This window comes from Intrasporangium calvum, from assembly GCF_028446585.1.
Taxonomy (GTDB): Bacteria; Actinomycetota; Actinomycetes; order Actinomycetales; family Dermatophilaceae; genus Intrasporangium; species Intrasporangium calvum_A.
Genome location: NZ_JAPFQL010000049.1, coordinates 1 through 26323 on the forward strand (window position 1 = coordinate 1; position 26323 = coordinate 26323).

The following is a 26323-nucleotide window of genomic DNA, read 5'->3' on the forward strand; positions in this document are numbered from 1 at the left end:
CGAGCCGACCAGTGCCCTCGACGTGTCGGTCCGCGCGCAGATCCTCAACCTGCTCCTCGACCTCAAGGAGCGCCTCGGGATCGCGATGGTCTTCGTGTCGCACGACATCCAGACCGTCAAGCGCGTCAGCGACCGCGTCGTGACGATGTATCTCGGACGGATCGTCGAGGAGACGCCCGCGGACCGGCTGCCGGACCTCGCGGTCCACCCTTACACGCGCGCCCTCTTCTCCGCGACTCCCGGGCTGCTCGACCCGATCGACCCCATCCCACTCGTCGGGCCGGTCCCGTCCGCGGCCAACCCGCCGTCCGGCTGTCCCTTCCGCACCCGGTGCTGGAAGGCGACGGAGGTCTGCGCCGAGCTCATGCCCGACCCGATGCTCGCGGCGGGGGGCCACACCTACCGCTGTCACCACCCTGTCCCGGCCGGGATCACGACTGCGGACCTCGCCGCTTCGGCCCGGGCCGCCACCGCAACCTCGGGCCAGAGCCCGACCGACACCCTCGTCAAGGAGTCGTCATGACGACCGCCACCCCTTTCCAGGGCCAGTTTCATGGCCTCGTGCCGCCCGTCGTCACCCCGCTGCGTGATGACCTGACCGTCGACGCGGCGTCCCTGGAGCGGCTCGTCGGCCGCATGGTCGACGCCGGTGTCGACGGCCTCTTCGCGCTCGGCAGCAGCGGCGAGACCGTGCTGCTCGACGACGCCCAGCGTGACCTCGCGCTCGAGGTCATCGTCAAGACGGCCGACGGCCGCGTCCCCGTCATCGCGGGCGCCATCGAGCCGGCCACCGCCCGCGCGGTCGAGCGGGCCCGCGCCGCGGAGCGGCTGGGGGCCCAGGCCGTGGTGACGACAGCGCCGTTCTACGTCATCGTCGGGCCGCACGAGACCGAGCGGCACTTCCGCTCCGTCGCGGCCTCGGTCGGCGTGCCGCTCTTCGCCTACGACATCCCGGTCTGTGTCCACTCCAAGCTCTCCAACGACCTCGTCCTGAGGCTCGCGCACGAGGGCGTCATCGCGGGCGTCAAGGACTCGAGCGGTGACGACGTGGGCTTCCGCCAGCTCCTCGTCCAGGTGCAGGAGGCCGGCCTGACCGACTTCGCCACCCTGACCGGCCACGAGGTCATGGTCGACTCCATGCTCCTCGCCGGTGCGAGCGGCTCCGTGCCCGGTCTCGCCAACGTCGACCCGGCGGGCTATGCCCGTCTCCACGCTGCGGTCGCCGCCGGCGACGTGGCGGCGGCTCGCGCCGAGCAGGAGCGCCTCATCCGGCTCTTCCGGATCGTCGACGCGGCCGACCCTGCGACGTCCGCTGGGATGACGCGCGGTGCCGGGTCGTTCAAGACGGCCCTGCACGTCCTCGGAGTCATCGACAGCAACGCGATCTCGCTGCCGCTGCGGGCCCTGGACGATCGCGAGTCGGCTCGCGTCCGCGAGGTCCTCGAGTCCGTGGGACTGCTCTGACCCATGGCCCAGACCGTGGTCGCGCTCGACATCGGCGGCACCAAGACCGCCGCCGCACTCGTCGCCTCGGACGGGACCGTCACTGACGTGACGACGGCCCCCACCCCGGGCGATCAGGGGCCGGAGGCCATCATCCGGGTCGCCTCCGGCCTCGCGGCCGACCTCCTCGTGACCGCGACCGCCCGCGGTCACGAGGTGGCCGGTCTCGGTGTCGGCAGCGCCGGGGTGATCGACGCCGCGACCGGGCGCGTCCTCTCGGCCACCGAGGTCCTGCGCAACTGGGCCGGCACGGAGGTCCGGGAGGCACTGAGCGAGCTCAGCGGCATACGGAAGGTGGTCGTCGACAACGACGTCCACGCGCACGCGGTCGGGGAGAGCTGGCTCGGGGCGGCCATCGGCGCCTCGAGCGCGTTCTTCGTGGCCGTCGGCACCGGCATCGGGGCGTCCGTCGTCATCGACGGCGAGGTGTGGCACGGCCGCCGCAACGTCGCCGGGCACTTCGGCCACGTTGCCGTCCCCCACGGAGGCGGAATGCCCTGCGTCTGTGGCGGATCCGGTCACCTCGAGGCCGTCGCCGCCGGACCGGCCATGGTCTGGTCGTACAACCGTCGCGCAGGGGCCGACCTCACCTCCCTCGTTGACGTCGCGCACCGGGCCGCCGCGGGCGACCGCCTCGCCGCGATGTCGATCGACATCGGAGCCCGCGCCCTCGGCAGCGCCGTCGGTGGTGCCGCCAACCTGCTCGACCCCGAGGTCGTCGTCCTCGGCGGCGGCGTCCTGGGCGTCGGCGCCCGCTGGTGGGAGCCGATGGAGGAGGCCCTGCGGGCCGAGCTGCTCCCGCCCCTCGCCGACCTGCCGGTGCTCCCGGCCCGGCTCGGCTCCTCCGCCGCGCTCGTCGGCGCGGCCCGTCTCGTCTGGAAGGAGCTCTCGTGAACGCCGTCGAGCGGATCAGGGGCGGACTCGTCGTGTCCGTCCAGGCCTACCCGGGCGAGCCGATGCGGCACCCCGACACGATGCGCCGGGTCGCCGAGTCCGCCGTCCGCGGCGGCGCCTCCGGCATCCGGGCGCAGGGGATCGACGACCTGCGCGCCATGCGCCCCGTGATCGACCTGCCCTTGGTCGGCCTCTGGAAGGACGGCGACAGCGGCGTCTTCATCACCCCGACCGTCATCCATGCAGTCGAGGTCGCCCGGACCGGCTGTGAGATCGTCGCCGTCGACGGGACGCGGCGGCCCCGGCCGGACGGCTCGTCGCTGGCCGAGTCGGTGGCCGCCGTGCATCGTGAAGGCGCCCTGATCATGGCCGACTGCGCGACGCTCGCCGACGGGCTCGCCGCGGCCGAGGCGGGCGCCGACATCATCGGCACGACCCTCTCCGGCTACACCGAGGACAGCCCGAAGACTCCCGGGCCCGACCTCGACCTCGTCGCCGCGTTGGTGCGCGAGCTCGGCCTGCCCGTCGTCGCCGAGGGCCGGATCCACACGCCCGATCAGGCGCGGGCCGCCCTCGACGCCGGCGCCCACGCCGTCGTCGTCGGCACCGCCATCACCCACCCGGCGACCATCACGTCATGGTTCGTCGAGGCGACCCGCGTCCACGCGTGAGCCGCCTCCTGCCGCCGGAGCGCCTGCACCCCCAGGTGCGCGCGCTCCCCGACGTGACCGGTCCGATCGACCCGGCCCGCCTCGACGAGCAGCGCCGGGCCGTGGCCGACAACACGCCGGTCGAGGCGGGGGCGGGCGTGCCCGTGCACCACGTCGAGGATGTGGACGCTGACGGGGTGCCGTGCCGGCTCTACCGTCCGGCGGACGGCCCGCTCCCGGTCATCGTCTACACGCACGGCGGCGGCTGGGTCGACGGGGGGCTCACCTCGCACGACCCGTTGTGCCGGCTGCTGGCGGTGCGTTCCGGGGCGGCGGTGCTCGCCGTGGACTACCGCCTGGCGCCCGAGCACCCCTTCCCGGCAGCCCCGGACGACGTCGACCGCGCGATCGACTGGGTCCGCTCCTCCGGCGCCGCGCTGTCCCTCGACGCCGGGCGGGTCGCACTGAGCGGCGACTCGTCCGGTGGCCACCTGGCGGCTGTCGCGGCCCGCCGCAGTCGGGACCGGGGCATCGAGGTGCGGGCCCAGGCGCTCTTCTACCCGGTCATGGACCCCGCGGGCACGACGTGGGGCGACGTCGTCTTCCCCGGCCTCAAGGCGCCCAACCTGCGCTGGTGCTGGGACGTCTTCGTCCCGGCCCACGTGGACCGTGGCCACCCGGACGTCTCGCCGGCGCGGGGCGACCTGCGCGGTCTGCCGCCGACCCTCGTCGTCACGGCCGAGCACGACATCCTCACGACCGAGGCGGAGGGCTACGCCGCAGCGCTCGCCGAGGCAGGGGTCAGCTCAGTGACCTTCCGGGCCCAGGGGCAGGTGCACGGGTTCGTCCGCCGACTGGCGCGCTTCGACGCGGCGCACGCCGCGGTCGACCTCGCTGCCGGCCACCTCGCCCGGCACCTGAGCGCCTGAGCGCTCTTGCGGCTCAGGCCTGCTCGAGCAGCTGTGCCTTCTTTGCCTTCTTGAACTCGCGCACCTTCACCCGCGACTCGTCGTCGACGACGTCCGCGATGGAGCGGTGACCCGGCTGGCCGTAGTCGCCGGTCGCCTCCTGCCAGCCGGGCGGGGTGACGCCGAACTGCTTGGCGAGCAGGGCGACGAAGATCCGGGCCTTCTGGTCGCCGAAGCCCGGCAGGCTCGCGATGCGCCGGACCAGCTCCGCGCCGTCGTCCACGCCGGTCCAGACGTTGGCGGCGTCCCCGCCCCAGTCGTCGACGATCGCCTGGCAGAGCTGCTGGGCGCGCGTCGCCATCGACCCCGGGAAGCGGTGCAGCGCCGGTGGAGTGCGGAAGTGCTCGAGCAGGGTGTCCGGGGGCAGGACGGCGATGGCCGCCGCGTCCAGGTGCTCACCTGGGGCCACGCCCATCCGCTCGGCGAGGACGCTGGGTGAGGTGAACGCCTTCTCCATCGTGATCTGCTGGTCGAGCAGCATGCCGAGGAGCAGGGCGAGCGGGTCGCGCTCGAGGAGGGCGTTGCCTTCGTCGGTCGTCGCCAGGTGCAGTGCCATGCGCCCATCTTCCCGTATGCCGCTGAGCTCGCTCCCAGCCGCCCGCCCCGTCAGGTGTCGGTCCAGGTGCGCGCGCCGGGTGTCACGGCTGCGGCACCGGCGGTGAGGGCGGCGACGAATCCGGTCAGTCCCTCGACCTCGTCGGGGCTGACCGCGACATGGAGCCGCACGCCGCTCGCCAGGTAGTCCACCCCCGTCACAGCCGTGGCCGGACGGCCGTGCAGGGCGTGCTCGACGCGCGGGCCGTCCGCGTGGCTCACCTCGAGCACCACCTCGAGCCGCAGCTCCCGCACGACGAGGCTCGCCGCGTCGAGCGCGGCGCCAACGGCGTCGCCATAGGCACGGATCAGTCCGCCGGTGCCGAGGAGTATCCCGCCGAACCACCGGGTCACGACGGCCACCACGTCGCTGACCTCGCGGCCACGCAGCACCTCGAGCATGGGCGCCCCTGCCGTCCCGGAGGGCTCGCCGTCGTCGTTGCTGCGCTGCACAGCGCCGTCCGCGCCGAGCACGAAGGCGGTGCAGTGGTGCCGGGCCTCACGACTGCCGGCCCGGACCGCCTCGATGAACTCGCGCGCCGCCTCCTCCGTCTCGACGCGTTGGAGGTCGCAGACGAACCGGGACCGGCGGACCTCGATCTCGGCACTCGACCGACCCGCGATGGTCACATAGGAGCGGAGCGAGCTCAGCGGCATACCCTTTCATCGGGATGACCAGGGGACGGCACGAGTATGCCCGTGGGCACGAGAGGACACGAATGGATGCGCACCCCGTGCACGGGCCGGTGCACGGACCCGTCGACCCGGACGTCACCCCGGATGACGTGCAGACCAGTGCGGCCGACCACGCCATCGTGCGCGACCGCCTCGACGTGCTGGCCGTCATCGCGGCCGGCGGAGCCATCGGGGCCGGCGCGAGGTATGCCGTGGGACAGCTGTGGCCGGGCGCGGCTGACGGGGTGCCGTGGGCGACGCTGGCCGTCAACGCGGCCGGCTGCTTCCTCCTCGGGCTGCTGATGTTCTTCGTGACCGACGTGTGGCCGCCGCGGCGCTACGTCCGGCCGTTCGTCGGCGTCGGAGTGCTGGGGGGCTTCACGACCTTCTCGACCTATGCCCTCGAGACGCGGGCACTGCTCGTTGAAGGACGCGCCCTGCTTGCTCTCGGTTATGTCCTCGGCACTGTGGTGCTGGCCCTCGGCGCCGTGGTGGCCGGGGCGCTGGTCGGCCGCGCCGTCGCCGGCACCCGCGAGGTCGTGGCATGACGTTCGTGCTCGTGATGGTCGGCGGCGCGGCCGGGGCCCCCCTTCGGTATGTCACCGACCTCGCCGTCCAGCGGTGGCACGGCGGCCGGTTCCCCTGGGGGACGCTCGCGGTCAACGTGCTCGGCTCACTGCTGCTCGGCATCCTGCTCGGGCTCGCCGCCGCGGGGGCAGTGTCCCCCGAGGTGCTCGCCCTTTTCGGAGCCGGCCTCTGTGGGGCGCTGACGACATACTCGACGTTCGGCTTCGAGACGGTCCGGCTCGTGGAGGAGGGGGCTCTGGCAGCCGCGCTCGGCAATGTCACGCTCAGTCTCGTGGTGGGAATCGCGGCCGGCGGTCTGGGCTGGGCGCTCGCCCTCGCCGTGGTCTGACCCCGCGTCGGACGCGGGCGGCGTCAGCCGGCGTAGCGGTCGAGGACGAGGTCGACCAGCGCCTCGGGTGGGGGCTGGGTCGGCAGGAGCAGCGGAGGCGTCACGACGTCGGCGCCGCAGCGGGCCGCGAGGTCGGCGAAGAACCCGGGCGCCAGCAGATAGGTGGCGACGACGACCCTGCCGCCGGTCGCGCGGGCCCGGCTGACCGCGGCGTCGAGACGCGGCTCCGCCGCCGAGAGGTATGCCGCTGGGCTCGGTCGGCCGATGAGCTGGCCGAGTGCTTCGGCGAGGTCGCGACAGTCGTCGACCGCCCGGGCGTCGGAGCTGCCCGCCGCCGCGAGGATGACGGTGTCGTCGTCGCGGAGCCCGGCGGCGTCGAGGCGGTCCGCGAGCAGCTGCGCGAGACGCGGGTCCGGCCCGAGCGCACCGGCGAGCGTCGCTGCCGGGCGCGCCGAGACGGCCTCGGACAGGTCGACGTAGACGTGGTAGCCGGCCGACAGGAGCAGGGGCACGACACGGGTCGGGACGCCCTCGAGGTCCTCGAGCACCGGACCGATCGAGGGCTCCTGCACGTCGACGAAGGCCGCCCTGACGTCGAGGTCAGGTCGTCGTGCCGCAACGGCGGAGACGAGTGCCGCGATGGCTGCCTGACCGTCGGGGGAGCTCGTGCCGTGGGAGCAGGCGATGAGGGTCGGGTGCACGCGCCCACTGTGGCACGGGACCCCGACGGAGGCGTTACCCGGATCTGCCACGGCGGAAATCTGCGGGTAACACGCGGTTCCTACGGTTGCTTCCCAACTGGATGTCAGGGGCGGTCCCACGCCGTCGACGAGAGGAGCGCCATGCTGATCGAGACCGACCTGACCGGGGTGCCGGTGGTCGTCGTCGGTGTGCCTGAGGAGATCGGCCGGGTCGTGCGGCGCTTCGAGCGTGCCGGCGCGGTGGTCTCCGTGTGGGACCGTCCGGCGGGCGTCGGTGTCGCGGACGTCGCCGCCGCCGGCGCGGAAGGGGCGGGCACGCGGATCGCTGTCGTGGTCGGCCAGGCTCGGACGTGGCCGGGCGTGGACGGGCTGCGGAGACGTTGTGTCGTCATCGAAGAGGCATCGTCCGGGTGGGAGGGGGGCCGGGCGCTGCTCGTCGGGGCCGGCCCAGGCGGTGCGGGCCTGATGACGCTGGATGCGCTGCGGGCGCTCGCCGAAGCCGACGTCGTGCTCGGGGACCGGCTCGCAGCGGTGGGCGACCTCACGACCCTCGCCCCGCGCGCCGAGGTCATCGACGTCGGCAAACGCCCCGGTCACCATGCCGTCCCGCAGCGGCAGATCGAGGCCCTCATGATCGACCGGGCTGCACGTGGCCTCACGGTGGTCCGGCTCAAGGGCGGGGACCCGTATGTCTTCGGCCGCGGCTCCGAGGAGGTCGACGCGCTTGTCGCCGCAGGCATCCCGGTGACGGTGATCCCCGGGGTGACATCCGCCGTCGCGGTGCCCGGCGCGGTCGGCATCCCCGTCACCCAGCGGGACGTGAGCCACACCTTCACCGTCGTCTCGGGGCACGTGCCGCTGACCCCCGAGCAGGCCGGGTCCCTGGTGGCGCTGCGTGGCACCATCGTCTTCCTCATGGGGGTGCAGAACCTCGTCCCCCTGAGCAACGCTCTCCTGGCGGCCGGGATGGATCCGACGATGCCCGCGGCCGTGGTCGAGCGCGGCTTCACGCCGGACCAGCGCAGCGTCGTTGCCGGCCTGGCTGATCTCGCCCGGGAGGGAGCGCGGGCCGGGGTGGCGCCCCCGGCGGTCGTCGTCGTCGGGGAGGTGGTGCGCCAGGCGGAGGTCTGGGCGCGGCGCCGGCGCCACGCGAAGCCGGCCACCCCGGCGTCGCGGCTCGGGCCCGGGCAGCCGGCCCGGCGGCATACGGCGTCGCCGCGGGCGGTGGTGGAGGCACGATGACCCGCGAGCACCCGAGGACCGCCTGGTCCGACCAGCTCGCCGGACCGGACCGGGAGCTGGACGGGCCCCCGTCGAGCGAGCTGACCGGCCTGGTGCTCAGCGGCTTCCGGATCGGGGTGACGTCCGACCGGCGCTCCGGGGACCTCATCGAGGCCTTCGTGAGGCGGGGCGCCGAGGTGGTCCACGCGCCAGCCGTCCACATCGCGCCCGTGGAGGAGGACGAGATCCTCATCGCCGACACGCGCGCCATCCTTGCTGCCCGCCCGGAGGTCGTCATCGTGACCACCGCCTACGGGCTGCGTCGCTGGGTCGAGTGCGCCGAGGCCGCCGGCCTTGGCCCGGCGCTCCACGCCACGCTCGCAGCGGCGCGGATCATCGTGCGCGGACCCAAGGCACGCGGGGCCGTCCGTGCCGCGGGACTGGACGACGATGCCGTCGCGGCTGACGAACGCACCGCGTCGGCGATCTCCATCGCCCTCGCCGGGGGAGTGGCCGGTGCGACGGTCGCCGTCCAGCTCCATGGCCACGAGGACGTGGAACAGCTCGAGCGGCTGCGCGGGGCCGGCGCGACCGTGCACACGGTCGCGCCCTATCGCTGGGTCCGGCCCACTGACGAGAGCCGGCTCGGGCGGCTGTGCGCGGACATCGCGGCACGCGAGATCGACGTCGTGACGTTCACGTCCGCGCCCGCGGTCGACGGCCTGGTCTCCGCGGCGGCGCAGCTCGGACTCGACGGGGTCGTCGTCGAGGCGCTGAGGCGCGGCGTGACTGCGGCAGCCGTCGGACCCGTGACGGCGCAGCCACTGCTCGACCTCGGGGTGAGTCCGCTGGTCCCCGAGCGGTTCCGCATGGGTGCGCTGATTCGTGTCGTCATCGAGCACCTGACCTCGAACGGTGTCGCCGAGGTCCAGACGGCGCTCGGGCCACTCGTCGTCCACGGGCGCACCGTGACCTTCGGCGGTGAGACGGTCGCGCTGCCACGGGGGCCCCGCGCCCTGCTCGGTGCGCTGCTGTCCGAGCCGGGTGCGGTGCTGAGCCGCGAACGGTTGCTCGACGAGCTTCCCGAGGCCGGGAACGAGCACGCGCTGGACATGGCGATGAGCCGGCTGCGGGCGGCGCTGCCGGAGCGCGACCTCGTCCAGACGGTCGTGCGGCGCGGCTACCGGCTCAACGTGTAGGCGACTGGTCCGACCCGCGGGGCTGCACGGTGACGCGGATGCCCACCCGGGGCTGGCGGTGCACCAGCCGGCCGAGGAGGTCTTCCGCCAGGTTGCCGATCCGCGCGAGCAGGTACTTGGCGGACATCGCCCGCCGGACCTCCGCCAAGCCGGCAGGGTCGCGGACGAGCGAGGCCGTCCCGTGCCAGACGGGTGCTCCGTCCGGGACGCGCCCGCGCACGTCGCAGGGCCGCAGCTCGACCCTCGGCGTGTGCGCCAGGCGCTTGACCTTCCCCTGCCCGTCGACCGAGATGAGCACCACCGCGTCCCCGCTCCGGGCCACCCACATCGGCGTTGTCACCGGCTCGCCCGAGCGGCGGAACGTCGTGACGGACACATGGCGGTGCGCATCGATCTCGTCGAGCCGCCGGGCGAGGTCAGGGTCCACGCGGTCAACCTACGTCACCAGCCAGTGACCTGGGTCGTGTCCTAGTCGGTCAGGCGGCCTCGCCCGCGTTTGACCTCGGCCCGGGCCCGTTTGGCCTGCAGCCTCCGCTCCTGCGACCCGCGCGTCGGGCGCGTGGCCCGACGCTTCCGAGGCGGTGGCGCCGCCGCTTCCCGGAGCAGATCCGTGAGGCGCTCCCTGGCCGCCCGCCGGTTCGCGAGCTGCGTGCGGTGCTCGCTCGCCGCCACCGTGAGCCGCCCCTCGACGAGCCTGTTTCCGAGCCGGGAGAGCAGGCGCGCCCGCAGGTCCTCCGGGATGCTCGCCGTCCCGGCCAGGTCGACGGTCAGCTCGACGCGCGAGTCGGCCGTGTTGACGCCCTGCCCGCCCGGGCCGGAGCTGCGCGAGAACCGCTCCTCGAGCTCGCTCTCGGGCACGACGACGCCGTCACCGACGACGAGTCCGGCGAAACCGCGCGGAGATCTGGGCACGGCTCCATGACATCACGAGGGCGTCGTGCGTTGGGACGCGTGCTCCCGATCAGCGAGCCCAGCGGCATACGGCATGGTTTGGCTCCGGTAGACCTCGAAGACGCGGTGGCGCCGTGGCCAGTGGCCACCTTCACCACGCTCGGTGACGGCCAGGCCGTCGCGCTCCGCCCAGATCCGGATCTCCATGGGCGCGAACCGGTCGCGGCTCCAGATCTCGAGCACCGTGTCAGGCGGCAGCGACTCCATGGTGCGTGCCGCCCTGATGAGTCCGACCGCACACGGAGTGCGGCGGTTGTCGAGGATGACCCGAGCGGTCACGACCCGCTCCGGCTCGACGGGTCGAGATCGTCGACTTTGCAGACGCCCTGCACGGGGGAGCACTGCCGGAAGAGAGGGCAGGCGATGAACACGACGATCAGGCCGGCGATGGCCATGACCTTGAGCGGGATGAGGACCCCGGGCATCGTCGTCCACCAGTCGAGCGGCAGGCTGCGATAGACGCCGGCCATGACGAGGCCGGTGGCGAGGATCACCGGCAGCGCGAAGCGGACCACCCAGCGGAAGCGGTCGAGCTGCCTGGCTCCAGCGAGAACGGCGTCCACGTAAGGGTGCTCGCGCCCCGCCGGCATGGCCACCGTGATGTTCCACAGCGCACCGCCGAGCCAGAGGGTGAAGGCGGTGAGGTGCGCGAGGCGGACCCAGAGATGCCAGTCGCCGCCGGTGTCCGCTTGCGCCCAGGCGACGAGCAGCCCGGCGGTCACCAGTGCGGCCGGGATGGCGGCCGCCCTGGAACGGACCCCGAGGAACAGGAGGGCGCCGAGCGCGACAGAACCGAGGACGAGCCCGGAACGCAGGACGGGCAGCGACTGCAGGTGCGGGACGACCAAGGCGCCGGGTGCACCGAGGAGGACGATCACGCCGACCCAACGCGCCACCCGGTTTGCTCGGGTGAGCGCGGAGCCGTTGAGCGCGTCGACGCGCGCCTGGTCGACGTCGGCCTCGCGGTCACGCAGGAAGGCGAGCCGCCACGTGAGGAAGCCGCCCGCCAGGGCGATCGACCACAACGTCACCCAGCGGAGCAGGACGCCGCCACCGGTGATGCCGAGCCCGAGACCGGTGAACGCCGCGCCGCCCAGGGAGGCCATGGTGATCATCGCGAAGGCGAGCTTCGGCAGGACCGGCGCCTCGTCCTTGACGATCACCCGCAGGGTCTCGACGCGCGCCTCGTCACGGGCGGTCAGGGCGCCGAGCCTCTCGAGGACATTCGGCTCGACGGTGGGCTGGGCGTCAGTACTCATCTGCGACGTTCTCCAATTTCTACGGCTGTCTCCGTAAAAATAGCGCATTTCGTCTGACGCGTCATCCGGCGTCCCGGGCAGCGCGCAGCGATGGGACGCGGCCTTGCCGGGGTGGGTGCGTCAGCCCGATGGCAGCGCGCGCGAGTCCTTCGTGCTGAGGCGATGGAGCGCCCACTCACCGGGGATGCCCTTGAGCGTGGTGCTTCCCCACGACTCGTAGCTCAGGGTGGATCCGAGGACGAGCGTGCGCACCGTGTCCGTGAAGAGGATCTCGGACGCCTCCGCCACGGCACTGACCCGGGCCGCGACGTGGATGGCGATGCCGACGAGGTCGTCCTCCTGACGCAGCACCTCGCCCGAGTGGACGCCCGCGCGCACGGCCAGGCCCATCGCCTCGGCGTCACGGATCACCTCGGCGGCGCAGCGCAGAGCGGCCGACGGGATCGGGAACGAGGCGAGGAACCCGTCGCCCATCGTCTTGATCTCGATGCCGCCGAAGCGGGCCAGTGAGCGCCGCACGGAGTCGAAGTGCGCGTCGCGGGCGTAGCGGAACCCGGCGTCGCCCGTGCGGGCCGCCGCCTCCGTGGAGCCGACGACATCGGTGATGAGGATCGTGGCGACCTCGCGCTGGCCGCTGTGGTTCGGTCGGTAGGCGCCCAGGAACTGCTCGATCTCCGCTGCGACGTCGTGGAACGGCAGGATCGTCGTCATCGGACGCTGCCCACGGACGAGCCGGAGAGTCGCGTTGGGCAGCTGGTCCGCGAGCCACTGCATGCTCTCGAGCGTCGCCAGTCGCTGCATCTCCACGTCGTGGAGGAGCAGGACGGGCGCAGCGATGCGCTCGAGGTAGGGCCGCAGGTCGAGGTCGGCAGTCATCTGCAGCAGGCGCGCGGCCGCCCGAGGCGTGGCCGACATGCTCTCCAGCCGCTTCAGCCACGCCAGGTGCCGCGGTGACGCCGCGAAGTCGGGCGCGACGAGCTTGACCGCCATGCCCCGCCCCCAGCCGCCCGACCGGATGGCGGCCAGGGCCATCCGCAGCATCCGCGGGTCCGGACCGAAGGGATAACCGCGGTCGCGGTGGCCCACCGCCAGCGACTCGCCGGCGATGACGGCGGCGACGCGATCGGGATGAAGTGCCGCGGCGAGCAGGCTCAGGGACCCCGCGTCGAGCCATCCCATGACCACGGCGGTCGTGCTCTGGCTGGCGTCCATGACGGCGATGAGGTCGGCGCACCACTGCTCCGGGGAGACCGCGGACAGGTCCCGGTCGGACAGTCCCGTGCCGCGCTTGTCGAAGATGATGACGCGGCCGAGCTCGGTCAGGTGCTCCAGGAACTCGACGTTCTCGGGCAGCTCCCAGTAGAGATCGAGGTGGGACATGAAGCCCATCGAGAGCACGATGTCGCGCGGCCCCTCGCCGAGCACCCGATAGGCGATGTCGGCCCCGTCGGACTGCGCGTACAGCGTCTCTGGAATCATCCGTCCCCTTCGTTGCGGCAACAATATCGACCGGGAGGCGGCCCGAGGGGGCGGAAGTGCCTTCCGCTCACTCCACCGAGGAGCCGACCGGGAGCCGGCCCGCACCTGGCGGGGCGGCTGGTGCAGAAAACCTGCTTGCGTCGCCTTGACCCGACGCATCCACGTCAAGGCCGCACATCACGGCGACGCAACCAGGTCGAGCCGACGCAACCAGGTCGAGCCGACGCGGCGCCATCGGGCCGAACGGGCCGGTCACCGTCAGAGGAGGCCGGCTCGGTCCGCGAGGATGGCTGCCCGGGCGCGGTTGTCCACGCCGAGCTTGGCGAAGGCGCTCGCCAGGTGCGTCTTCACCGTCGTCTCGCTGACGAACAGCTCCCGGGCCAGCTCGGCGTTGGACAGGCCGCGGGCCAGCCCGGCCACGACGTCCCGCTCCCGCACCGTCAGCGAGGCCACCAGCCGGGCGGCATCGGCGCGCTGCGCAGACATCGAGTCCGAGCGGACCATGGTGAACAACTGGGCGGCGGTCTTCGGGGACACGGCCCCCAGCCCCGCGGCCACGTTGCGGATCCCGCTGCGGATCTCCTCGGGTGACGCCGTCTTGAGCAGGAAGCCATCAGCCCCGGCCTCGATCGCCCGGCCGGCCACGTCGTCCTGGTCCCACACGGTGAACATGAGGATCTTCGGCGCCTCCGGCCGGGCCTTGAGGGCGCGGATCGCCTCCAACCCGCCCACCCGCGCCATCCGCACGTCGAGCACGAGGACATCCGGCCCGTGCGCCTGGACACCGCCGATCACCTCGTCGCCGTCGCTGACCTCGGCGACCACCTCGATGTCGGGGGCCACACTGAGCATGTGGCGCACCCCCATCCGCACGACGGGGTCGTCGTCGACGAGCATGACCCGGATCGGCCGACTCTGGCCGGGTGACTCCGACATCAGTTCCCTTCCTTCGCAGAGCGCTCGACGAGACGCCACGGCAGGCGCACCGACACGCGGAAGACGGCCTCTGCGTCTGCTCCCCACTGCATGTCACCGCCGTAGTGCTCCACCCGCTCGCGGATCCCGGCGAGGCCGGTGCCCGGCCGGGCGGCCCCTTCGGCGGGCGGTGGCCACTTCGGCGGTGGCAGGTGATTGGCGGTGCCGATGACGAGCTGCCCCTCACCGCGGCCTCCCGTCATCGTCAGCCGGACCGGCACGGTCGCCGCATGCTTGCGGGCGTTCGTCAGCAGCTCCTGGACGATCCGGTAGGCCGCCTGCGCGAGCGGCGGGTCCATCGCCTCGCCGTCCTCGACGTAGACCGTGGCGATGAGCGGCATGCCCGCTGTGACCGAGTCGTCGATGAGGGCCCGCACGTCGCGCAGCGTCTTCGTCGGCGCCGCGACGTCCGCGTCGCCGGGGTTGCGCAGGATGTTGAGCAGGGAGTGCAGCTCGGACACCGACTTGGCGGCGGTCTCACGCACGACCTGGGCGGACTCCTTGAGCTGGGCCGCCGTCCGGCGCTCGACCGCGTCGGCGCCCTCGGGTCGGTCCACCAGATCGTCCCCGGCCGCCTCAGCCATCGCCTCGAGTGCACCGGCGTGGACGGACAGGATCGACAGGTTGTGCCCCAGGCCGTCGTGGATCTCGCGGGCGAGGCGCTCCCGCTCGGTCTGACGCGACACCTGGTCCGTCAGCGAGGTCACCGCCTGCCGCTCTGACGCCACGACGACCTCGGCCGTGCGCAGCTGGGAGCGGGTCCGCAGCCACAGCCCCGTCCCCCCGAACAGCGCGATGAGCGCGAGCGTCACCACGACGGGCGCGTACCACCCCACGGGCTGCCCGTCCTGGGCGACGAGCGTGCGCCAGAAGGATGTCGCGGCGGGTGAGGCCACCAAGTCGCGCCAGACCGCGACGCCGGTGGCACCCGCGACGATCCCGCCCACCCAGAGCGCGTCCTTCCACGGGCGGGTCACCACGACCCACATGAGGTTGATGAGCGCGAAGGTCGGCCCGAGCTGGAGCGCGACGCCGGCGACCCCGACGAGCGCCAGAGCCACGGGCCAGCGCTGCCGCCACTGGACGGCGGCCACCAGACCGATGCCCACGAGGGCGATGAGCAGCCCGAGGTCACTCATCGGCGAGCTCATGCTCGGGGTCAGGCCGGCAGCCGCGGCGCGCCGCCCGTCGAAGGCGGACGTGGCATAGACGACGTCGGTGAGGACGAGGAAACCGAGGCCCACCGTGCGCCCGCGTCGACCCAGTGCCAGCCGACCGGCGACGGCAGGTGGGGCAGGGGGCGAGCTGAGCGGCATACGACACAACGTAGGACACGCCGCCGACACTCGACTCGTCCATCCGGGCACCCCGGGCCCGACAAGTCTCCTCCTTCTGGGCAGCCCCTTCGGCCCGGGCGGCCGAGGTGGCGACCCCGCCCGCGGCGCGACAGTCGTCCTGCAACGCACACCACGAACGAAGGAGTCGCCATGACGACGAACTGGCAGCCGCCGAACATCCCCGCCCCGCCGGCGCCCGAGGCGAAGCAGAGCTGGTTCGCCCGGCACAAGATCCTCACCGCGTTCCTCGCGCTCGTCGCGGTCGTCGTCCTCGGCCAGGCCGTCAGCGGCGGCGACGAGCCCAGCCCCGTCTCGGGCACCGCTTCGGCCGCGTCCGCCACCCCCGACGCCGACTCGGACCAGTCCGACCCGGCCGAGGAGCCCGAGGAGCCGGAGCAGCCTGGGGAGACCGAGGAGCCTGAGCCCGCGGCAGCCAAGGTGGGGACGCCGGTCCGGGACGGCCAGTTCGAGTTCACGGTGACGAAGGTCCAGCAGGGTGTGGCTGGCGTGGGCAGCGATGTCTTCGGCGAGAAGGCCCAGGGGCAGTTCGTCCTCATCCACGTGACCGTCGAGAACATCGGTGACGACGCGCAGTACTTCAGCGACTCCGACCAGAAGGTCCGCGATGCCAAGGGCCGGGAGTTCTCCGCGGACACGGGCGCCGGCATCTACGTCAAGGACAACGACGTCTTCCTCAACGAGATCAACCCCGGGAACACGGTCAAGGGCGTCCTGGTCTACGACATGCCGAAGGGTGCCCGTCCGGCCTCCATCGAGCTGCACGACTCACCCTTCTCGGGAGGCGTGACGGTCCGCCTCGGCTGAGTCACGAACGCCCTGGCCGTATGCCGCTGAGCCGGCCCGGCCGCCCACCGTGAGGGGAGTGGGTGGCCGGGCTCACCCCGGAGCAACGAGATGGAGTCGACGCGTCGAGCCCACGGGGACGCGCGGCTCTGGGTAGCGTTTGAGGCATGAGCCAACCGCCGGAGCGCCTTCGCACCTCGGCTCAGGTGAAGGCGTGGGTCGAGTCCCTCAGCGCCGAGCAGGTGTCGGGCCTGGCCGAGGACATGGTCCGAGGCGACGACGACAGCACCCCCGCGCCTGGCGGCGTCACGGGCGGCGACCCGGGCGGCGACCCGGGCCGGAACCCGGACATCGAGCTGCGGGAGCCTCCAGAGAGGCCGGTCCTGCTCACGGTCCGCATCACCCTGGACGAGACGGACCCGCCCGTGTGGAGGCGGCTCACCATCCCCGGCGACCTCGACCTCGGCGCCGTCCACGACGTCCTCCAGCAGGCCATGGGTTGGACCGACTCCCACCTGCACCGCTTCGCGCTCGGCGACGACCACGACAGTCCCTACTTCGTCACGCGCTACGACCTGGAGGAGGGAGACCAAGGCACCCTCGAGACCGATGCCCGACTCGACCAGCTCTTGCGTCAGCCTGGTGACGAGCTGGTCTACGAGTACGACTTCGGCGACGGGTGGACCCACACCCTCGTCCTGGAGCAGGTCGACCCCATGCCCACCGACCCGGGTCCGGAGGGTGGAGCGGGACCCAACCCAGCGGCATACCCACTGGCATGTCTGGCGGGGGAGCGAGCCTGCCCGCCCGAGGGCGTCGGCGGGATCGGCGGCTACGAGGAGGTCGCCGAGTGGGTGCGCGGGGGCGCCGACCCAGAGCGACGGCTCTCCAACGAGCTCACCGGACGCGAGATGCGCGAATGGCTCCCACGCGACTGGCACCCCGATGAGTTCCCTCTCGAGGAGGTCAACGCCGGTCTGGCCCGGCTCGCTCCGCGCGACGTCGACCTGGCCATGGACGAGCTGCCCGCTGACCTCGTCCACCTCATCGACCGGCTGTCCGCGGTCACCCGCTCCCCACTCCACGCCTGGCTGTCGGCGCCGGGATGGGACCGCCCCGACGAGTTCACCGACGCCGAGGCCCTGGGCCTCACGACCCCGTTCCGGGCGCTGCTCGACGCCGTCGACGAGGGCGTCACGCTGACGAAGGCGGGCTACCTACCGCCGCGCCTCGTCGAGCGGATCTTCACCGAGGCGCGGCTAGCCGAGGACTGGATCGGCAAGGGCAACCGCGAGGATCACACACCACCGGTCCTCGAGCTGCGCGAGCAGTCACGCCGGTTCGGCCTCATCCGCAAGGCCAAGGGGCGGCTCCTGCTGACTGCGAACGGGCGGCAGCTGCGGGAAGACCCCCAGGCCCTGCTCGACCTCGTGCTCTCCCGACTGGCGAACGACGGCGACGAGTTCGAACGCCTCGCCGTGGCCCTGCGTCTCGTCGCCATCGCCGGCGGCCACCCCATCGGGGAGCGCCTCGGGCTCGGCGAGGGGAACGCGGACCTGGACGCCATCGCGCTGATGCTGTCGGTCGCCGGCTGGCGCGGCAGTGACGGTGGCGGGGTGGACCGCTACGCCATCCTGCGCACCACGTTCCCGACGCGGAACACCGTGCGGCAGATGGTCAAGTGCGCCGACGCGACCGGGACCGACGCCGCCGAGCTGGGGCGACGAGTGGCGCGGGCGATGCTGCGCCGGATGGACTGACGCGTCGTCGCCGTTCGGCATGCCGGTCCGGGAAACCTGGATGCGTCGCCTTGACCGGACGCATCCAGGTCAAGGTGTTCCGCCATGCCGACGCATGCAGGTGAACCCGACGCAGGGAGGTGAAGCCGACGCCTGAGTGGCCAGGCGCGGACCGGCCCCGCCTACCGTGAGCCGGCCCAGCGGCATACGACATCCGCGGCCGTGGGAGACCAGCACCCTCCGGACGCGCTAGCGTCACTGGGGTGACAGACGACACCGCCGACCTCGAGCCGGCAACCGAGGCCGAGCCCACCCCAGAGCCCGAGCGCGACACGCCCGGCAACGACGAGCCGACCTTCGCGGACCTCGGCCTCGACGACCGGATCCTCAAGGCGACCCGGGACCTCGGCTACGAGCACCCCTCGCCGATCCAGGCCGCCACCATCCCGGCGCTGCTCGAGGGACGTGATGTCGTCGGGCTCGCGCAGACCGGCACCGGCAAGACGGCCGCCTTCGCGCTGCCGATCCTCGCCCGGCTCGACCTCAAGCAGAAGACGCCGCAGGCCCTCGTCCTCGCCCCGACCCGGGAGCTGGCGCTGCAGGTCTGCGAGGCGTTCGAGCGCTACGCCGCCAACCTCCGCGGCGTGCACGTCCTGCCGGTCTACGGCGGACAGGGCTACGGGGTGCAGCTGAGCGCTCTGCGCCGGGGCGTCCACATCGTCGTCGGCACGCCCGGCCGGATCATGGACCACCTGGAGAAGGGCACCCTCGACCTCAGCGAGCTGCGGTTCCTCGTCCTCGACGAGGCGGACGAGATGCTGAAGATGGGCTTCGCCGAGGACGTCGAGACGATTCTCGCCGACACCCCGGACGACAAGCAGGTCGCGCTGTTCTCCGCGACGATGCCCGCCCAGATCCGCCGGATCTCCAAGCAGCACCTCACCGACCCGGTCGAGATCACCGTCAAGGCCAAGACGACGACGGCGCCCAACATCACCCAGCGCCACCTCGTCGTCAGCTACCCGCAGAAGGTCGACGCGCTGACCCGGATCCTCGAGGTGGAGAACTTCGAGGGGATGATCGTCTTCGTCCGGACCAAGAACGAGACGGAGACCCTCGCCGAGAAGCTCCGCGCCCGTGGTTTCTCCGCAGCCGCCATCAACGGCGACGTCGCCCAGGCCCAGCGTGAGCGCACCGTCGACCAGCTCAAGTCCGGCAAGCTCGACATCCTCGTCGCCACCGACGTCGCCGCCCGCGGGCTCGACGTCGAGCGGATCAGCCACGTCGTCAACTTCGACATCCCGACCGACACGGAGTCCTACGTCCACCGCATCGGCCGCACGGGCCGGGCCGGACGCAGCGGTGACGCCATCTCGTTCGTCACCCCGCGAGAGCGCCATCTGCTCAAGGCGATCGAGAAGGCGACCCGCCAGACCCTCACGGAGATGAAGCTGCCCACCGTCGAGGACATCAACGAGGTGCGCCTCGGCCGCTTCGACGACGCCATCACGGCTGCCCTCCAGCATGAGCAGCTCGACTTCTTCCGCCAGGTCGTGGCGCACTACGTCGACGAGTACGACGTGCCCGAGGCGGACGTCGCCGCCGCCCTCGCCATCGTCCAGCAGGGCGGCGAGCCGATGCTGCTCGAGCCGGAGCCCGAGCCAGCACCGCGCCGGGGCCGGGACCGCGACGACCGCGGCCCGCGCGCCGACTGGTCGGACCGCGGCGACCGCACCGATCGGGGCCCCCGCCCCGACCGGTCCGACCGAGCCGACCGAGCCGACCGGGGCCCCCGCCGCCGCGGCGACTTCGCGACTTATCGGATCGCGGTCGGCAAGCGCCACCGCGTCCTGCCCCGCCAGATCGTGGGGGCGCTCGCCAACGAGGGAGGCCTGGGTCGTGAGGACTTCGGCCGCATCGACATCCGGGGCGACTTCTCCCTCGTCGAGCTGCCGGCCGAGCTGCCCGCGGGCACGCTGCAGCGGCTGCGCGACACCCGCATCTCGGGGCAGCTCATCGAGCTCTCGCAGGACGACGGGCCCAAGGGCTCTCGCGGACAGCACTACGGTGGCAAGTCACGCCGCCCGAGGAGCTAGCCACAGCGCCAGCCCTGGCGAGCGCGGGAGCGAGCCCAGCGGCATACGGCAACGGTTGTTTCTGAGCACGGGAAAGCCCCGGTGGCGGGGGACGAACCCCGCCACCGGGGCTTTTTCACGACTACAGCGGTCGGGCTACCTCACGATGCTCAGGGCAGCGTGCGGTCGTACGTGTCGCCGTAGTAGGTGCCGAGCCGGTCCCGGTAGTCCGGGTTGTCCAGATCTGCATCCGTCAGCTCCGGGGAGTCCTTGATCTGGTCCTTGGTCCGGTCCACATAGACCTTCTCGTCGTTCCAGTCGACCCGGTCGATGGTCCCTGCTGGCAGCATGACCTTCCGACCGAAGATCCACGGGCCGGTGTCGACGACGACATAGCTGCTGCCGACGTCAAGGGTGGTCCGGTCGATCTTGCCGATGTGGCCGTCGATGGCCTCCACGGAGAAGCCCGTCAGGTCCTTCCCGCGGGTCGTCACCTCAGCGCTCTCCCGATAGTTCCATGCATCCCAGGTGCGGGTCGTCATGGCTTTCTCCTCTCGTTCGAGTGGTGCGTGCACCTACCTCCCTACCCACCCCCTTGCGGGCCCTAAACCTTTTCGGGCGAAGAAAACTCATTTGGCCGTATGCCGCTGGGCCGGCTTCCCGGGGTCCGTGGCCTCGGGTGCCACCCGGCCCTCGAGGCCGCGCGGATGCCGAAGAAGATGGCTCCGATGAGGGCGATCCCGGCGGCCATGCTGGGGCGCGGCGCCGGCCGGGGCGTCCGGGTGTTCGTTGAAGCGACGGGCAGTCCTGTGGCCGAGGGCGGTCAGGGCGTCGACGACGAGTGCGACCGGTGTGGGCGTCATGCTGGTGCGACTACCCAGCGGGCGGGGTGCTCCAACCGTCAGCGGGCGACGAGGTAGCCCTCCGCGTCGACGGTCACCGGGATCGGGTCGCTGATCTCCAGGCCGGGGCCCTCGTCGGTGACGTCGAGGTGGAAGCCGAGGATCGCCGACGTGCCGTCGCGCAGCGTGACGATGGGCGCGGCGTAGAGCAGCGGGTCGGCGGTGAAGGGGCGGGCCCGGCTGACGTCGAAGGGGCCGGCGACCGAGTCAGCCGGGACGGACCACGTGCTGCACCCCTGGGCGAGGGCACGGCGCTCCTCGGTCATCTCGTGCTCGTGGCACGAGAAGGTCAGCACCGGCCGCCCGTCGACGACGACGCTGCGGATCACCTCGAGCTGGCCGAAGCCGGCGCCGGGACGGCTGAGCGGCGGGCGCACCTCCCACGCGTCGAGGTCGGCGCTCCAGGCGTGGCCGACGACGCCGTCGTCGTGCCTGGCCCCCTCGAGGGCGCGGGCGGTGATGAGCATGTGCCACCCGTTGCCTCCTGGGTCCCGCAGCACGAACGGGTCACGCCAGGTCTCGCTGCTCCCCTCGGGGTCGGGCCCGGTGGTGGGACCTGGGTGGGTCGCCAGGGTCTTGTACCAGCGCGGGTCGACCGAGGCGATCGGCTGGTTGCTGCCGCGGCGCCAACGGCCGAGCTCGTCCGACAGGGCCATGCCGATGCGCTGGTCGTAGGTGGCGTGACCGCGCTGGGAGAGGGCGGAGTAGAAGAGCCGCCACCTGGCGCCGTCGTGGACGACCGAGCCCGTCCAGATGGCCAGGTCGTCGAAGCCCATGTCGGACGGCGCGAACACCTCGCCGTGGTAGTCCCACGTGACGAGGTCCGCCGAGCTCGCGTGCGCGATGCGGGCAGCCGTATGCCGCTGAGTGGCGTCGCCGAGGGACCGTGGCGCCTCGAGGAAGAAGAGGTGGTATTTCTCGCCGTCGTCGGCGATCCAGGAGTCCCACACCCACTTGTCCTCGAGCGTCAGCATGGTCCGAGTCTTTCCGAGGGGGTGCTCGTTGGCAAAGGGTGCCCGGTGTGAGGCGGCGCTCAGCCGGCTCGGTCGAGGATGTCGGGCGCGTGGACGACGAGCCAGTCCATCAGCGGGGTGAGGAGCTGGGCGAGCTCGGCGCCGAGCGGGGTGAGGGAGTACTCGACGTGCGGCGGGACGACCGGCTTGGCGTCGCGGGCCACGAGACCGTCGGCCTCGAGGGTGCGGAGGGTCTGGGCCAGCATCTTCTCGCTGACGCCCTGCACGCGGCGGCGCAGCTCGCTCCACCGGAGGGAGTCGCCCTCCGCGAGGGCCAGCAGGACGAGGAAGCCCCACTTGCTGGTCACGTGGTCGAGCACGACCCGGCTGGGGCAGGAAGCGGCGATGACGCCGTCGGGGAAGTGGCGGCGCAGTGTCTGACTAACCTCCATGTAGGTACCTTACTCGAAAGTGGGTACTTCCTTTGGGGAAGTAAGTTGGCGGTCGGTTCGTTCCCTCCGTGTCAGCTTCAGCCCTTCCTCGAAAGGACCACCCATGACCATCCTCGTCACCGGCGCCACCGGCCCCCTCGGTCGCCTCACCATCGACGCCCTGATCTCCCGCGGCGTCCCGGCGGACCAGGTCGCGGCGCTCGTCCGGGACCCGGCCAAGGCTGACGACCTCGTCGCGCGCGGCGTGGACGTGCGGGTGGGCTCCTACGACGACCCCCAGACGCTGGACGCCGCCTTCGCCGACGTCGACCGGGTCGTCTTCATCTCCGGGAGCGAGGTCGGCCAGCGGATCGTCCAGCACCAGAACGTCGTCGACGCGGCGACCCGCGCCGGGGTGGGTCTCGTCGCCTACACGAGCATCGTCCGGGCCGACACGTCCGCGCTGGGCCTGGCCGCAGAGCACCAGGCGACCGAGGAGATGCTCGCCGCGTCCGGAGTGCCGCACGTGCTCCTGCGCAACTCCTGGTACCTCGAGAACTACACCGCCCAGATCCCCACCCAGCTCGAGCACGGCGCCGTCCTGGGCTCTGCTGGCGACGGCCGGCTCAACGCCGCCACCAGAGCCGACTTCGCCGAGGCCGCCGCCGTGGTCGTCGCCGAGGACGGGCACGAGGGCCAGGTCTACGAGCTGGGCGGCGACACCGCGTTCAGCCTCGCCGACTACGCAGCCGAGCTCTCGGCCCAGTCGGGGCGCCCGGTCGTCTACCAGGACTTCCCGGTCGAGGAGTTCGCCGCCGTGCTCGTCGGCGCCGGTCTGCCCGAGGGCTACGCCCTGGCGCTCGCGACGAGCGACGAGGCGATCAGGGACGGCGCGCTGCTCGTCGAGACCGGCGACCTCAGCCGCCTCATCGGGCGCCCGACGACCCCGCTGAGCGACGCCATCCACGCGGCCCTCTGACCACTCCTGTTGCGAGGTCGCCGATGCGGATGACGCCGTCGAGGACACGCACCGCGTAGGTCCGCACCGAGACCTCCGGCTCGTCCAGAGCCTGGCCCGTCCGCAGCGAGAAGACCTGCTTGAGCAGCGGGGACGCGACGGTCGGCTCACCGGCGCGGTCCCCGGTCAGCCCGCGGGACAGGACCGCGGCCCCGGAGTACGGGTCGATGTTGTCGATGGCGTAGATCATCCCGGTCGGTTGCAGGAAGAGGGCCGCCTGCGCCCGGTCCGGCAGGAGCACGGCCACGCCGCGCCCCGGCACGAGCTGCTGGACCGGGCACGCCTCGACCCAGGCGAGCAGCCCCGGCGGGGGAAGCACCCCTGGCCGGACCGCTGGGCGCGGGGCCGTGGACAGCTCGGCCGGGGCTGGACGAACAAGGACTGTCATCTCGAGTTCCTTTCTCCTCTGGTCAGGTTCGTGCGGGCAGCGTCGGCGTGCCGAGCACGACGGGCACGCGGCGCGGCCCGCTGTCGTCGAAGCCGACGGTCGGGTCGCCCGACTCTGGTGCGTTGACGAACGACACGAACCGGGCCAGCTTCTCCGGGTCGTCAAGCACGGCCTTCCACTCGTCCCGGTAGCCGGCGACGTGCTTTGCCATGGCCGACTCGAGCTCCTCCGCGATCCCGAGCGAGTCCTCGCAGACGACGGCGCGCAGGTGCTCCAGCCCACCCTCGAGCGACTCGAGCCACGCAGCCGTGCGCTGCAGCCGGTCAGCCGTGCGCACGTAGAACATGAGGAACCGGTCGATGTAGCGCACGAGCTGCGCGTCGTCGAGGTCGCTCGCGAGGAGCTGGGCGTGCGCGGGGGTCTGGCCGCCGTTGCCGCACACGTAGAGGTTCCAGCCCTGGTCGGTCGCGATCACCCCGACGTCCTTGCCGCGCGCCTCGGCGCACTCCCTGGCGCACCCGGAGACGCCGAGCTTGATCTTGTGCGGAGCCCGTAGGCCGCGATAGCGCTGCTCCAGCGCAACCGCCATCCCTACGGAGTCCTGCACGCCGAAGCGGCACCACGTCGACCCGACACAGGACTTCACCGTCCGGAGCGACTTGCCGTAGGCCTGCCCGGACTCCATGCCGGCGTCGACGAGCCGCTGCCAGATGGCGGGCAGCTGCTCGGCGCGCGCGCCGAAGAGGTCGATCCGTTGGCCCCCGGTCACCTTGACGTAGAGCCCGAAGTCCTGCGCGACCTGCCCGATGGTGATCAGCTGCTCGGCGGTCACCTCGCCGCCGGGCATCCGCGGCACGACCGAGTAGGTGCCGTTGCGCTGGATGTTGGCCAGGAAGTGGTCGTTGCTGTCCTGCAGGGCGGCCTGCTCGCCGTCGAGGACGTGCTCGCTCGACGTCGAGGCGAGGATGGAGGCGATCGTCGGCTTGCAGATCTCGCATCCCGTGCCGGTCCCGTGCTGCGCGATGAGGCCGGAGAACGTCCGGATCCCGGTCGCCGCGACGATCTCGAAGAGCTCCGCCCGGCTCTGCGGGAAGTGCTCGCAGAGTGCCTTCGACAGCTCGACCCCGGATTCGACGAGGAGCTTGCGGACCGTCGGCAGGCACCCGCCGCACGTCGTCCCGGCGCCGGTGCAGCCCTTGATCGAGGCGAGGTCGCAGGCGCCGTCGGCGATGGCGCCGCAGATGGCTCCCTTGGTGACGTTGTTGCACGAGCAGATGACGGCGTCGTCCGGAAGTGCCTCCGAGCCGAGGTTCGCTCCTGCCGGCGCGATCAGGGCCGCAGGGTCGCCCGGCACCTCGCGCCCCACGAATGCCTTGAGCGTGGTGTACGCGGTCGCGTCGCCGACGAGGATGCCGCCGAGCAGGGTGCGCGCGTCGTCCGACAGGACGACCTTGGCGTAGGTCCCCTTGGTGGCATCGGTGTGCACGATCTCCAGGGCCCCGGGCGTCGTGCCCATCGCGTCCCCGAAGGAGGCGACGTCGACGCCGAGCAGCTTGAGCTTGGTGGACAGGTCCGCGCCCGGGAAGGTGGCGCTCCCACCGAGCAGCCGGTCGGCCACGACCTCGGCCATCGCATAGCCGGGCGCGACGAGGCCGTGGCAGCGGCCCTCGACGGCCGCGACCTCGCCGATCGCCCACACGCCCGGGGCAGACGTCCGGCAGGCGCGGTCGGTGCGGACCCCACCGCGCTCGCCGATCGCGAGGCCGGCTGCCCGAGCGATCCCGTCGGCGGGACGGACACCCGCGGAGAAGACGACGAGATCGGTGAGCAGCGCGGTGCCGTCGGACAGCTCGACGGCCAGCCGTCCGTCGCTCTGCGGTTCGATCGACTGCGTGCCGGCGCCGGTGTGGACCCCGACGCCGAGGCCGCTGACGAGTCGCTCGAGCACGACTGCACCACCCGGGTCGACCTGCAGCGGCATGAGGCGCGGAGCGAGCTCGACGACGTGCGGCGTGAGCCCGAGCAGCCGCAGCGCGTTGGCCGCCTCGAGCCCGAGCAGGCCGCCGCCGACGACGAGCCCGTTCGCCGTCCGCCCGGCGTGCGCTGCTCGCTCTGTCGCCGCCTCGGCATCTCCGCGGATGCCGTCGAGGTCGTCGAGCGTCCGGTAGACGTGGCAGCCGTCCGCGTCGTGCCCGGGGACCGGCGGCACGAAGGGGGAGGAGCCGGTGGCGAGCACGAGCTCGTCGTAGCGGATCACCTCTCCGGCCTCCGTCACGACGGTCTTGGTCGTGCAGTCGAACCCAGCCACGCGGGTTCCCAGGCGAAGGTCGACGAGGTCGTCAGCGGCATACGTGCTGTTGGGGAGCGCGAGCGCTTCCCGCTGCCACGTGCCGACGTAGGAGGACAGGCCGACGCGGTCGTATGCCGCTGAGCTCTCCTCCGCGAGGATGGTGACCTGCCAGGCGCGCTGGGTGTCACGCGAGCGCAGCGCCTCGACGAAACGGTGACCGACCATCCCGTGTCCGACGAGGACGACATGGCGGGGTGCTTGGTTGGGGGTGGGCGGGGTCGACATCAGGCTGCTCCTTCTGCGCTGGCGGGGACGGGGTCAGGCCGGGCCTGCGGGTCGTGCTGGGGTGGGTCGCTGGAGTCGAGCCACGCGCAGAGCCCCGCGACGGCTGCGGTGCAGCT

At 72.4% G+C, this 26323-nt stretch carries 28 protein-coding genes; 13 read left to right on the plus strand and 15 right to left on the minus strand.

Going from position 1 to position 26323, the window contains the following annotated elements:
* From OO014_RS12130 to OO014_RS12150, 5 genes are all read left to right on the plus strand, one after another.
* Positions 1-523 (plus strand): oligopeptide/dipeptide ABC transporter ATP-binding protein (locus OO014_RS12130; RefSeq protein ID WP_272462579.1); only part of this gene is annotated, 523 nt, incomplete at its 5' end.
* Entirely contained in the window at positions 520-1464 is a 945-nt protein-coding gene (locus tag OO014_RS12135) for a dihydrodipicolinate synthase family protein (protein WP_272462580.1), read from the plus strand. The genes OO014_RS12130 and OO014_RS12135, both read left to right, overlap by 4 nt.
* 3 nt (positions 1465-1467) lie before the next feature.
* Positions 1468-2397 carry an ROK family protein gene (locus OO014_RS12140; protein ID WP_272462581.1) on the plus strand — a complete coding sequence of 310 codons (930 nt, stop codon included), beginning with the start codon at positions 1468-1470 and terminating at the stop codon, positions 2395-2397.
* Positions 2394-3068 carry an N-acetylmannosamine-6-phosphate 2-epimerase gene (locus tag OO014_RS12145; RefSeq protein WP_272462582.1) on the plus strand — a complete coding sequence of 225 codons (675 nt, stop codon included), beginning with the start codon at positions 2394-2396 and terminating at the stop codon, positions 3066-3068. Before OO014_RS12140 ends, OO014_RS12145 begins: the two co-directional genes overlap by 4 nt.
* The gene (locus OO014_RS12150; RefSeq protein ID WP_272462583.1) at positions 3065-3976 is read left to right on the plus strand and encodes an alpha/beta hydrolase; all 912 of its coding nucleotides are present in this window, start codon (positions 3065-3067) and stop codon (positions 3974-3976) included. The genes OO014_RS12145 and OO014_RS12150 overlap by 4 nt, the downstream gene beginning before the upstream one ends.
* A 13-nt stretch (positions 3977-3989) precedes the next feature.
* Here the strand turns inward: OO014_RS12150 and OO014_RS12155 are convergent, their stop codons facing one another.
* Positions 3990-4571 carry an HhH-GPD-type base excision DNA repair protein gene (locus OO014_RS12155; protein ID WP_272462584.1) on the minus strand — a complete coding sequence of 194 codons (582 nt, stop codon included), beginning with the start codon at positions 4569-4571 and terminating at the stop codon, positions 3990-3992.
* 50 nt (positions 4572-4621) lie between these two features.
* The gene (locus OO014_RS12160) at positions 4622-5266 is read right to left on the minus strand and encodes an IMPACT family protein (RefSeq protein WP_272462585.1); all 645 of its coding nucleotides are present in this window, start codon (positions 5264-5266) and stop codon (positions 4622-4624) included.
* A gap of 62 nt (positions 5267-5328) precedes the next feature.
* On the opposite strand from OO014_RS12160, the gene crcB (OO014_RS12165) reads away from it, so the two are divergent.
* The gene (crcB, locus tag OO014_RS12165) at positions 5329-5832 is read left to right on the plus strand and encodes a fluoride efflux transporter CrcB (RefSeq protein ID WP_272462586.1); all 504 of its coding nucleotides are present in this window, start codon (positions 5329-5331) and stop codon (positions 5830-5832) included.
* Entirely contained in the window at positions 5829-6200 is a 372-nt protein-coding gene (crcB, locus tag OO014_RS12170; protein ID WP_272462587.1) for a fluoride efflux transporter CrcB, read from the plus strand. Before crcB (OO014_RS12165) ends, crcB (OO014_RS12170) begins: the two co-directional genes overlap by 4 nt.
* Before the next feature lie 23 nt (positions 6201-6223).
* Here the strand turns inward: crcB (OO014_RS12170) and OO014_RS12175 are convergent, their stop codons facing one another.
* Entirely contained in the window at positions 6224-6901 is a 678-nt protein-coding gene (locus OO014_RS12175) for a sirohydrochlorin chelatase (protein ID WP_272462588.1), read from the minus strand.
* Between the two features lie 141 nt (positions 6902-7042).
* Here OO014_RS12175 and cobA point away from each other — a divergent pair, with 141 nt between their 5' ends.
* Both cobA and OO014_RS12185 read left to right on the plus strand, forming a co-directional pair.
* Positions 7043-8143: a uroporphyrinogen-III C-methyltransferase gene (cobA, locus tag OO014_RS12180; protein ID WP_272462589.1), complete on the plus strand. Its 1101-nt coding sequence runs from the start codon at positions 7043-7045 to the stop codon at positions 8141-8143.
* Entirely contained in the window at positions 8140-9321 is a 1182-nt protein-coding gene (locus OO014_RS12185) for a uroporphyrinogen-III synthase (RefSeq protein ID WP_272462590.1), read from the plus strand. Before cobA ends, OO014_RS12185 begins: the two co-directional genes overlap by 4 nt.
* Here the strand turns inward: OO014_RS12185 and OO014_RS12190 are convergent.
* The 7 genes from OO014_RS12190 to OO014_RS12220 all read right to left on the minus strand — a co-directional run bounded on the left by OO014_RS12190 (position 9311) and on the right by OO014_RS12220 (position 15301).
* The gene (locus OO014_RS12190) at positions 9311-9748 is read right to left on the minus strand and encodes a PPOX class F420-dependent oxidoreductase (protein ID WP_272462591.1); all 438 of its coding nucleotides are present in this window, start codon (positions 9746-9748) and stop codon (positions 9311-9313) included. The two genes, OO014_RS12185 and OO014_RS12190, sit on opposite strands and share 11 nt — an antisense overlap.
* Before the next feature lie 41 nt (positions 9749-9789).
* The gene (gene arfB / locus OO014_RS12195; protein ID WP_272462592.1) at positions 9790-10233 is read right to left on the minus strand and encodes an alternative ribosome rescue aminoacyl-tRNA hydrolase ArfB; all 444 of its coding nucleotides are present in this window, start codon (positions 10231-10233) and stop codon (positions 9790-9792) included.
* 12 nt (positions 10234-10245) lie between these two features.
* Positions 10246-10551, minus strand: coding sequence for a sulfurtransferase TusA family protein (locus OO014_RS12200; protein WP_272462593.1), 306 nt, complete (start codon positions 10549-10551; stop codon positions 10246-10248).
* Positions 10548-11531: a hypothetical protein gene (locus OO014_RS12205; RefSeq protein WP_272462594.1), complete on the minus strand. Its 984-nt coding sequence runs from the start codon at positions 11529-11531 to the stop codon at positions 10548-10550. Before OO014_RS12205 ends, OO014_RS12200 begins: the two co-directional genes overlap by 4 nt.
* 120 nt (positions 11532-11651) lie before the next feature.
* Positions 11652-13010: an adenylate/guanylate cyclase domain-containing protein gene (locus OO014_RS12210; protein WP_272462595.1), complete on the minus strand. Its 1359-nt coding sequence runs from the start codon at positions 13008-13010 to the stop codon at positions 11652-11654.
* 258 nt (positions 13011-13268) lie between these two features.
* On the minus strand, positions 13269-13946 hold the full coding sequence (locus OO014_RS12215; protein ID WP_272462596.1) for a response regulator: 678 nt from the start codon (positions 13944-13946) through the stop codon (positions 13269-13271).
* Positions 13946-15301 (minus strand): sensor histidine kinase, encoded by a 1356-nt coding sequence (locus tag OO014_RS12220; protein WP_272462597.1) that lies wholly within the window; start codon positions 15299-15301, stop codon positions 13946-13948. Before OO014_RS12220 ends, OO014_RS12215 begins: the two co-directional genes overlap by 1 nt.
* Before the next feature lie 171 nt (positions 15302-15472).
* Between OO014_RS12220 and OO014_RS12225 the strand changes: the two genes are divergently transcribed.
* The 3 genes from OO014_RS12225 to OO014_RS12235 all read left to right on the plus strand — a co-directional run bounded on the left by OO014_RS12225 (position 15473) and on the right by OO014_RS12235 (position 19961).
* Positions 15473-16147, plus strand: coding sequence for a DUF4352 domain-containing protein (locus tag OO014_RS12225; protein WP_272462598.1), 675 nt, complete (start codon positions 15473-15475; stop codon positions 16145-16147).
* 146 nt (positions 16148-16293) lie between these two features.
* The gene (locus OO014_RS12230) at positions 16294-17886 is read left to right on the plus strand and encodes a plasmid pRiA4b ORF-3 family protein (protein WP_272462599.1); all 1593 of its coding nucleotides are present in this window, start codon (positions 16294-16296) and stop codon (positions 17884-17886) included.
* Positions 17887-18128: 242 nt separating this feature from the next.
* Entirely contained in the window at positions 18129-19961 is a 1833-nt protein-coding gene (locus OO014_RS12235) for a DEAD/DEAH box helicase (protein ID WP_272462600.1), read from the plus strand.
* Between the two features lie 149 nt (positions 19962-20110).
* On the opposite strand, the gene OO014_RS12240 is transcribed toward OO014_RS12235, so the two are convergent.
* The 3 genes from OO014_RS12240 to OO014_RS12250 all read right to left on the minus strand — a co-directional run bounded on the left by OO014_RS12240 (position 20111) and on the right by OO014_RS12250 (position 22247).
* A complete protein-coding gene (locus OO014_RS12240) occupies positions 20111-20482 on the minus strand; it encodes a PRC-barrel domain containing protein (protein ID WP_272462601.1) in 372 nt (123 codons plus the stop codon).
* A 359-nt stretch (positions 20483-20841) separates the two neighbouring features.
* Entirely contained in the window at positions 20842-21816 is a 975-nt protein-coding gene (locus tag OO014_RS12245; RefSeq protein WP_272462602.1) for a glycosyl hydrolase, read from the minus strand.
* A gap of 59 nt (positions 21817-21875) precedes the next feature.
* Complete coding sequence (locus OO014_RS12250; protein WP_272462603.1) at positions 21876-22247, minus strand: winged helix-turn-helix transcriptional regulator; 372 nt, start codon at positions 22245-22247, stop codon at positions 21876-21878.
* Between the two features lie 103 nt (positions 22248-22350).
* On the opposite strand from OO014_RS12250, the gene OO014_RS12255 reads away from it, so the two are divergent.
* On the plus strand, positions 22351-23205 hold the full coding sequence (locus OO014_RS12255) for an SDR family oxidoreductase (RefSeq protein WP_272462604.1): 855 nt from the start codon (positions 22351-22353) through the stop codon (positions 23203-23205).
* Here OO014_RS12255 and nirD read toward each other — a convergent pair.
* Both nirD and nirB read right to left on the minus strand, forming a co-directional pair.
* Positions 23153-23632 (minus strand): nitrite reductase small subunit NirD, encoded by a 480-nt coding sequence (nirD, locus tag OO014_RS12260; protein WP_272462605.1) that lies wholly within the window; start codon positions 23630-23632, stop codon positions 23153-23155. The genes OO014_RS12255 and nirD overlap by 53 nt on opposite strands.
* Before the next feature lie 22 nt (positions 23633-23654).
* Positions 23655-26207, minus strand: coding sequence for a nitrite reductase large subunit NirB (nirB, locus tag OO014_RS12265; protein ID WP_272462606.1), 2553 nt, complete (start codon positions 26205-26207; stop codon positions 23655-23657).
* Positions 26208-26323 lie beyond the last annotated feature (116 nt).

Bases quoted from the DNA above. Each gene is read 5' to 3' on its own strand.
- OO014_RS12135 (WP_272462580.1), top strand. From the start codon at position 520: ATGACGACCGCCACCCCTTTCCAGGGCCAGTTTCATGGCCTCGTGCCG.
- OO014_RS12140 (WP_272462581.1), top strand. From the start codon at position 1,468: ATGGCCCAGACCGTGGTCGCGCTCGACATCGGCGGCACCAAGACCGCC.
- OO014_RS12155 (WP_272462584.1), bottom strand. From the start codon at position 4,571: ATGGCACTGCACCTGGCGACGACCGACGAAGGCAACGCCCTCCTCGAG.
- OO014_RS12160 (WP_272462585.1), bottom strand. From the start codon at position 5,266: ATGCCGCTGAGCTCGCTCCGCTCCTATGTGACCATCGCGGGTCGGTCG.
- crcB (WP_272462586.1), top strand. From the start codon at position 5,329: ATGGATGCGCACCCCGTGCACGGGCCGGTGCACGGACCCGTCGACCCG.
- crcB (WP_272462587.1), top strand. From the start codon at position 5,829: ATGACGTTCGTGCTCGTGATGGTCGGCGGCGCGGCCGGGGCCCCCCTT.
- cobA (WP_272462589.1), top strand. From the start codon at position 7,043: ATGCTGATCGAGACCGACCTGACCGGGGTGCCGGTGGTCGTCGTCGGT.
- OO014_RS12185 (WP_272462590.1), top strand. From the start codon at position 8,140: ATGACCCGCGAGCACCCGAGGACCGCCTGGTCCGACCAGCTCGCCGGA.
- OO014_RS12205 (WP_272462594.1), bottom strand. From the start codon at position 11,531: ATGAGTACTGACGCCCAGCCCACCGTCGAGCCGAATGTCCTCGAGAGG.
- OO014_RS12210 (WP_272462595.1), bottom strand. From the start codon at position 13,010: ATGATTCCAGAGACGCTGTACGCGCAGTCCGACGGGGCCGACATCGCC.
- OO014_RS12215 (WP_272462596.1), bottom strand. From the start codon at position 13,946: ATGTCGGAGTCACCCGGCCAGAGTCGGCCGATCCGGGTCATGCTCGTC.
- OO014_RS12220 (WP_272462597.1), bottom strand. From the start codon at position 15,301: ATGCCGCTCAGCTCGCCCCCTGCCCCACCTGCCGTCGCCGGTCGGCTG.
- OO014_RS12225 (WP_272462598.1), top strand. From the start codon at position 15,473: ATGACGACGAACTGGCAGCCGCCGAACATCCCCGCCCCGCCGGCGCCC.
- OO014_RS12230 (WP_272462599.1), top strand. From the start codon at position 16,294: ATGAGCCAACCGCCGGAGCGCCTTCGCACCTCGGCTCAGGTGAAGGCG.
- OO014_RS12240 (WP_272462601.1), bottom strand. From the start codon at position 20,482: ATGACGACCCGCACCTGGGATGCATGGAACTATCGGGAGAGCGCTGAG.
- OO014_RS12245 (WP_272462602.1), bottom strand. From the start codon at position 21,816: ATGCTGACGCTCGAGGACAAGTGGGTGTGGGACTCCTGGATCGCCGAC.
- OO014_RS12250 (WP_272462603.1), bottom strand. From the start codon at position 22,247: ATGGAGGTTAGTCAGACACTGCGCCGCCACTTCCCCGACGGCGTCATC.
- OO014_RS12255 (WP_272462604.1), top strand. From the start codon at position 22,351: ATGACCATCCTCGTCACCGGCGCCACCGGCCCCCTCGGTCGCCTCACC.
- nirD (WP_272462605.1), bottom strand. From the start codon at position 23,632: ATGACAGTCCTTGTTCGTCCAGCCCCGGCCGAGCTGTCCACGGCCCCG.
- nirB (WP_272462606.1), bottom strand. From the start codon at position 26,207: ATGTCGACCCCGCCCACCCCCAACCAAGCACCCCGCCATGTCGTCCTC.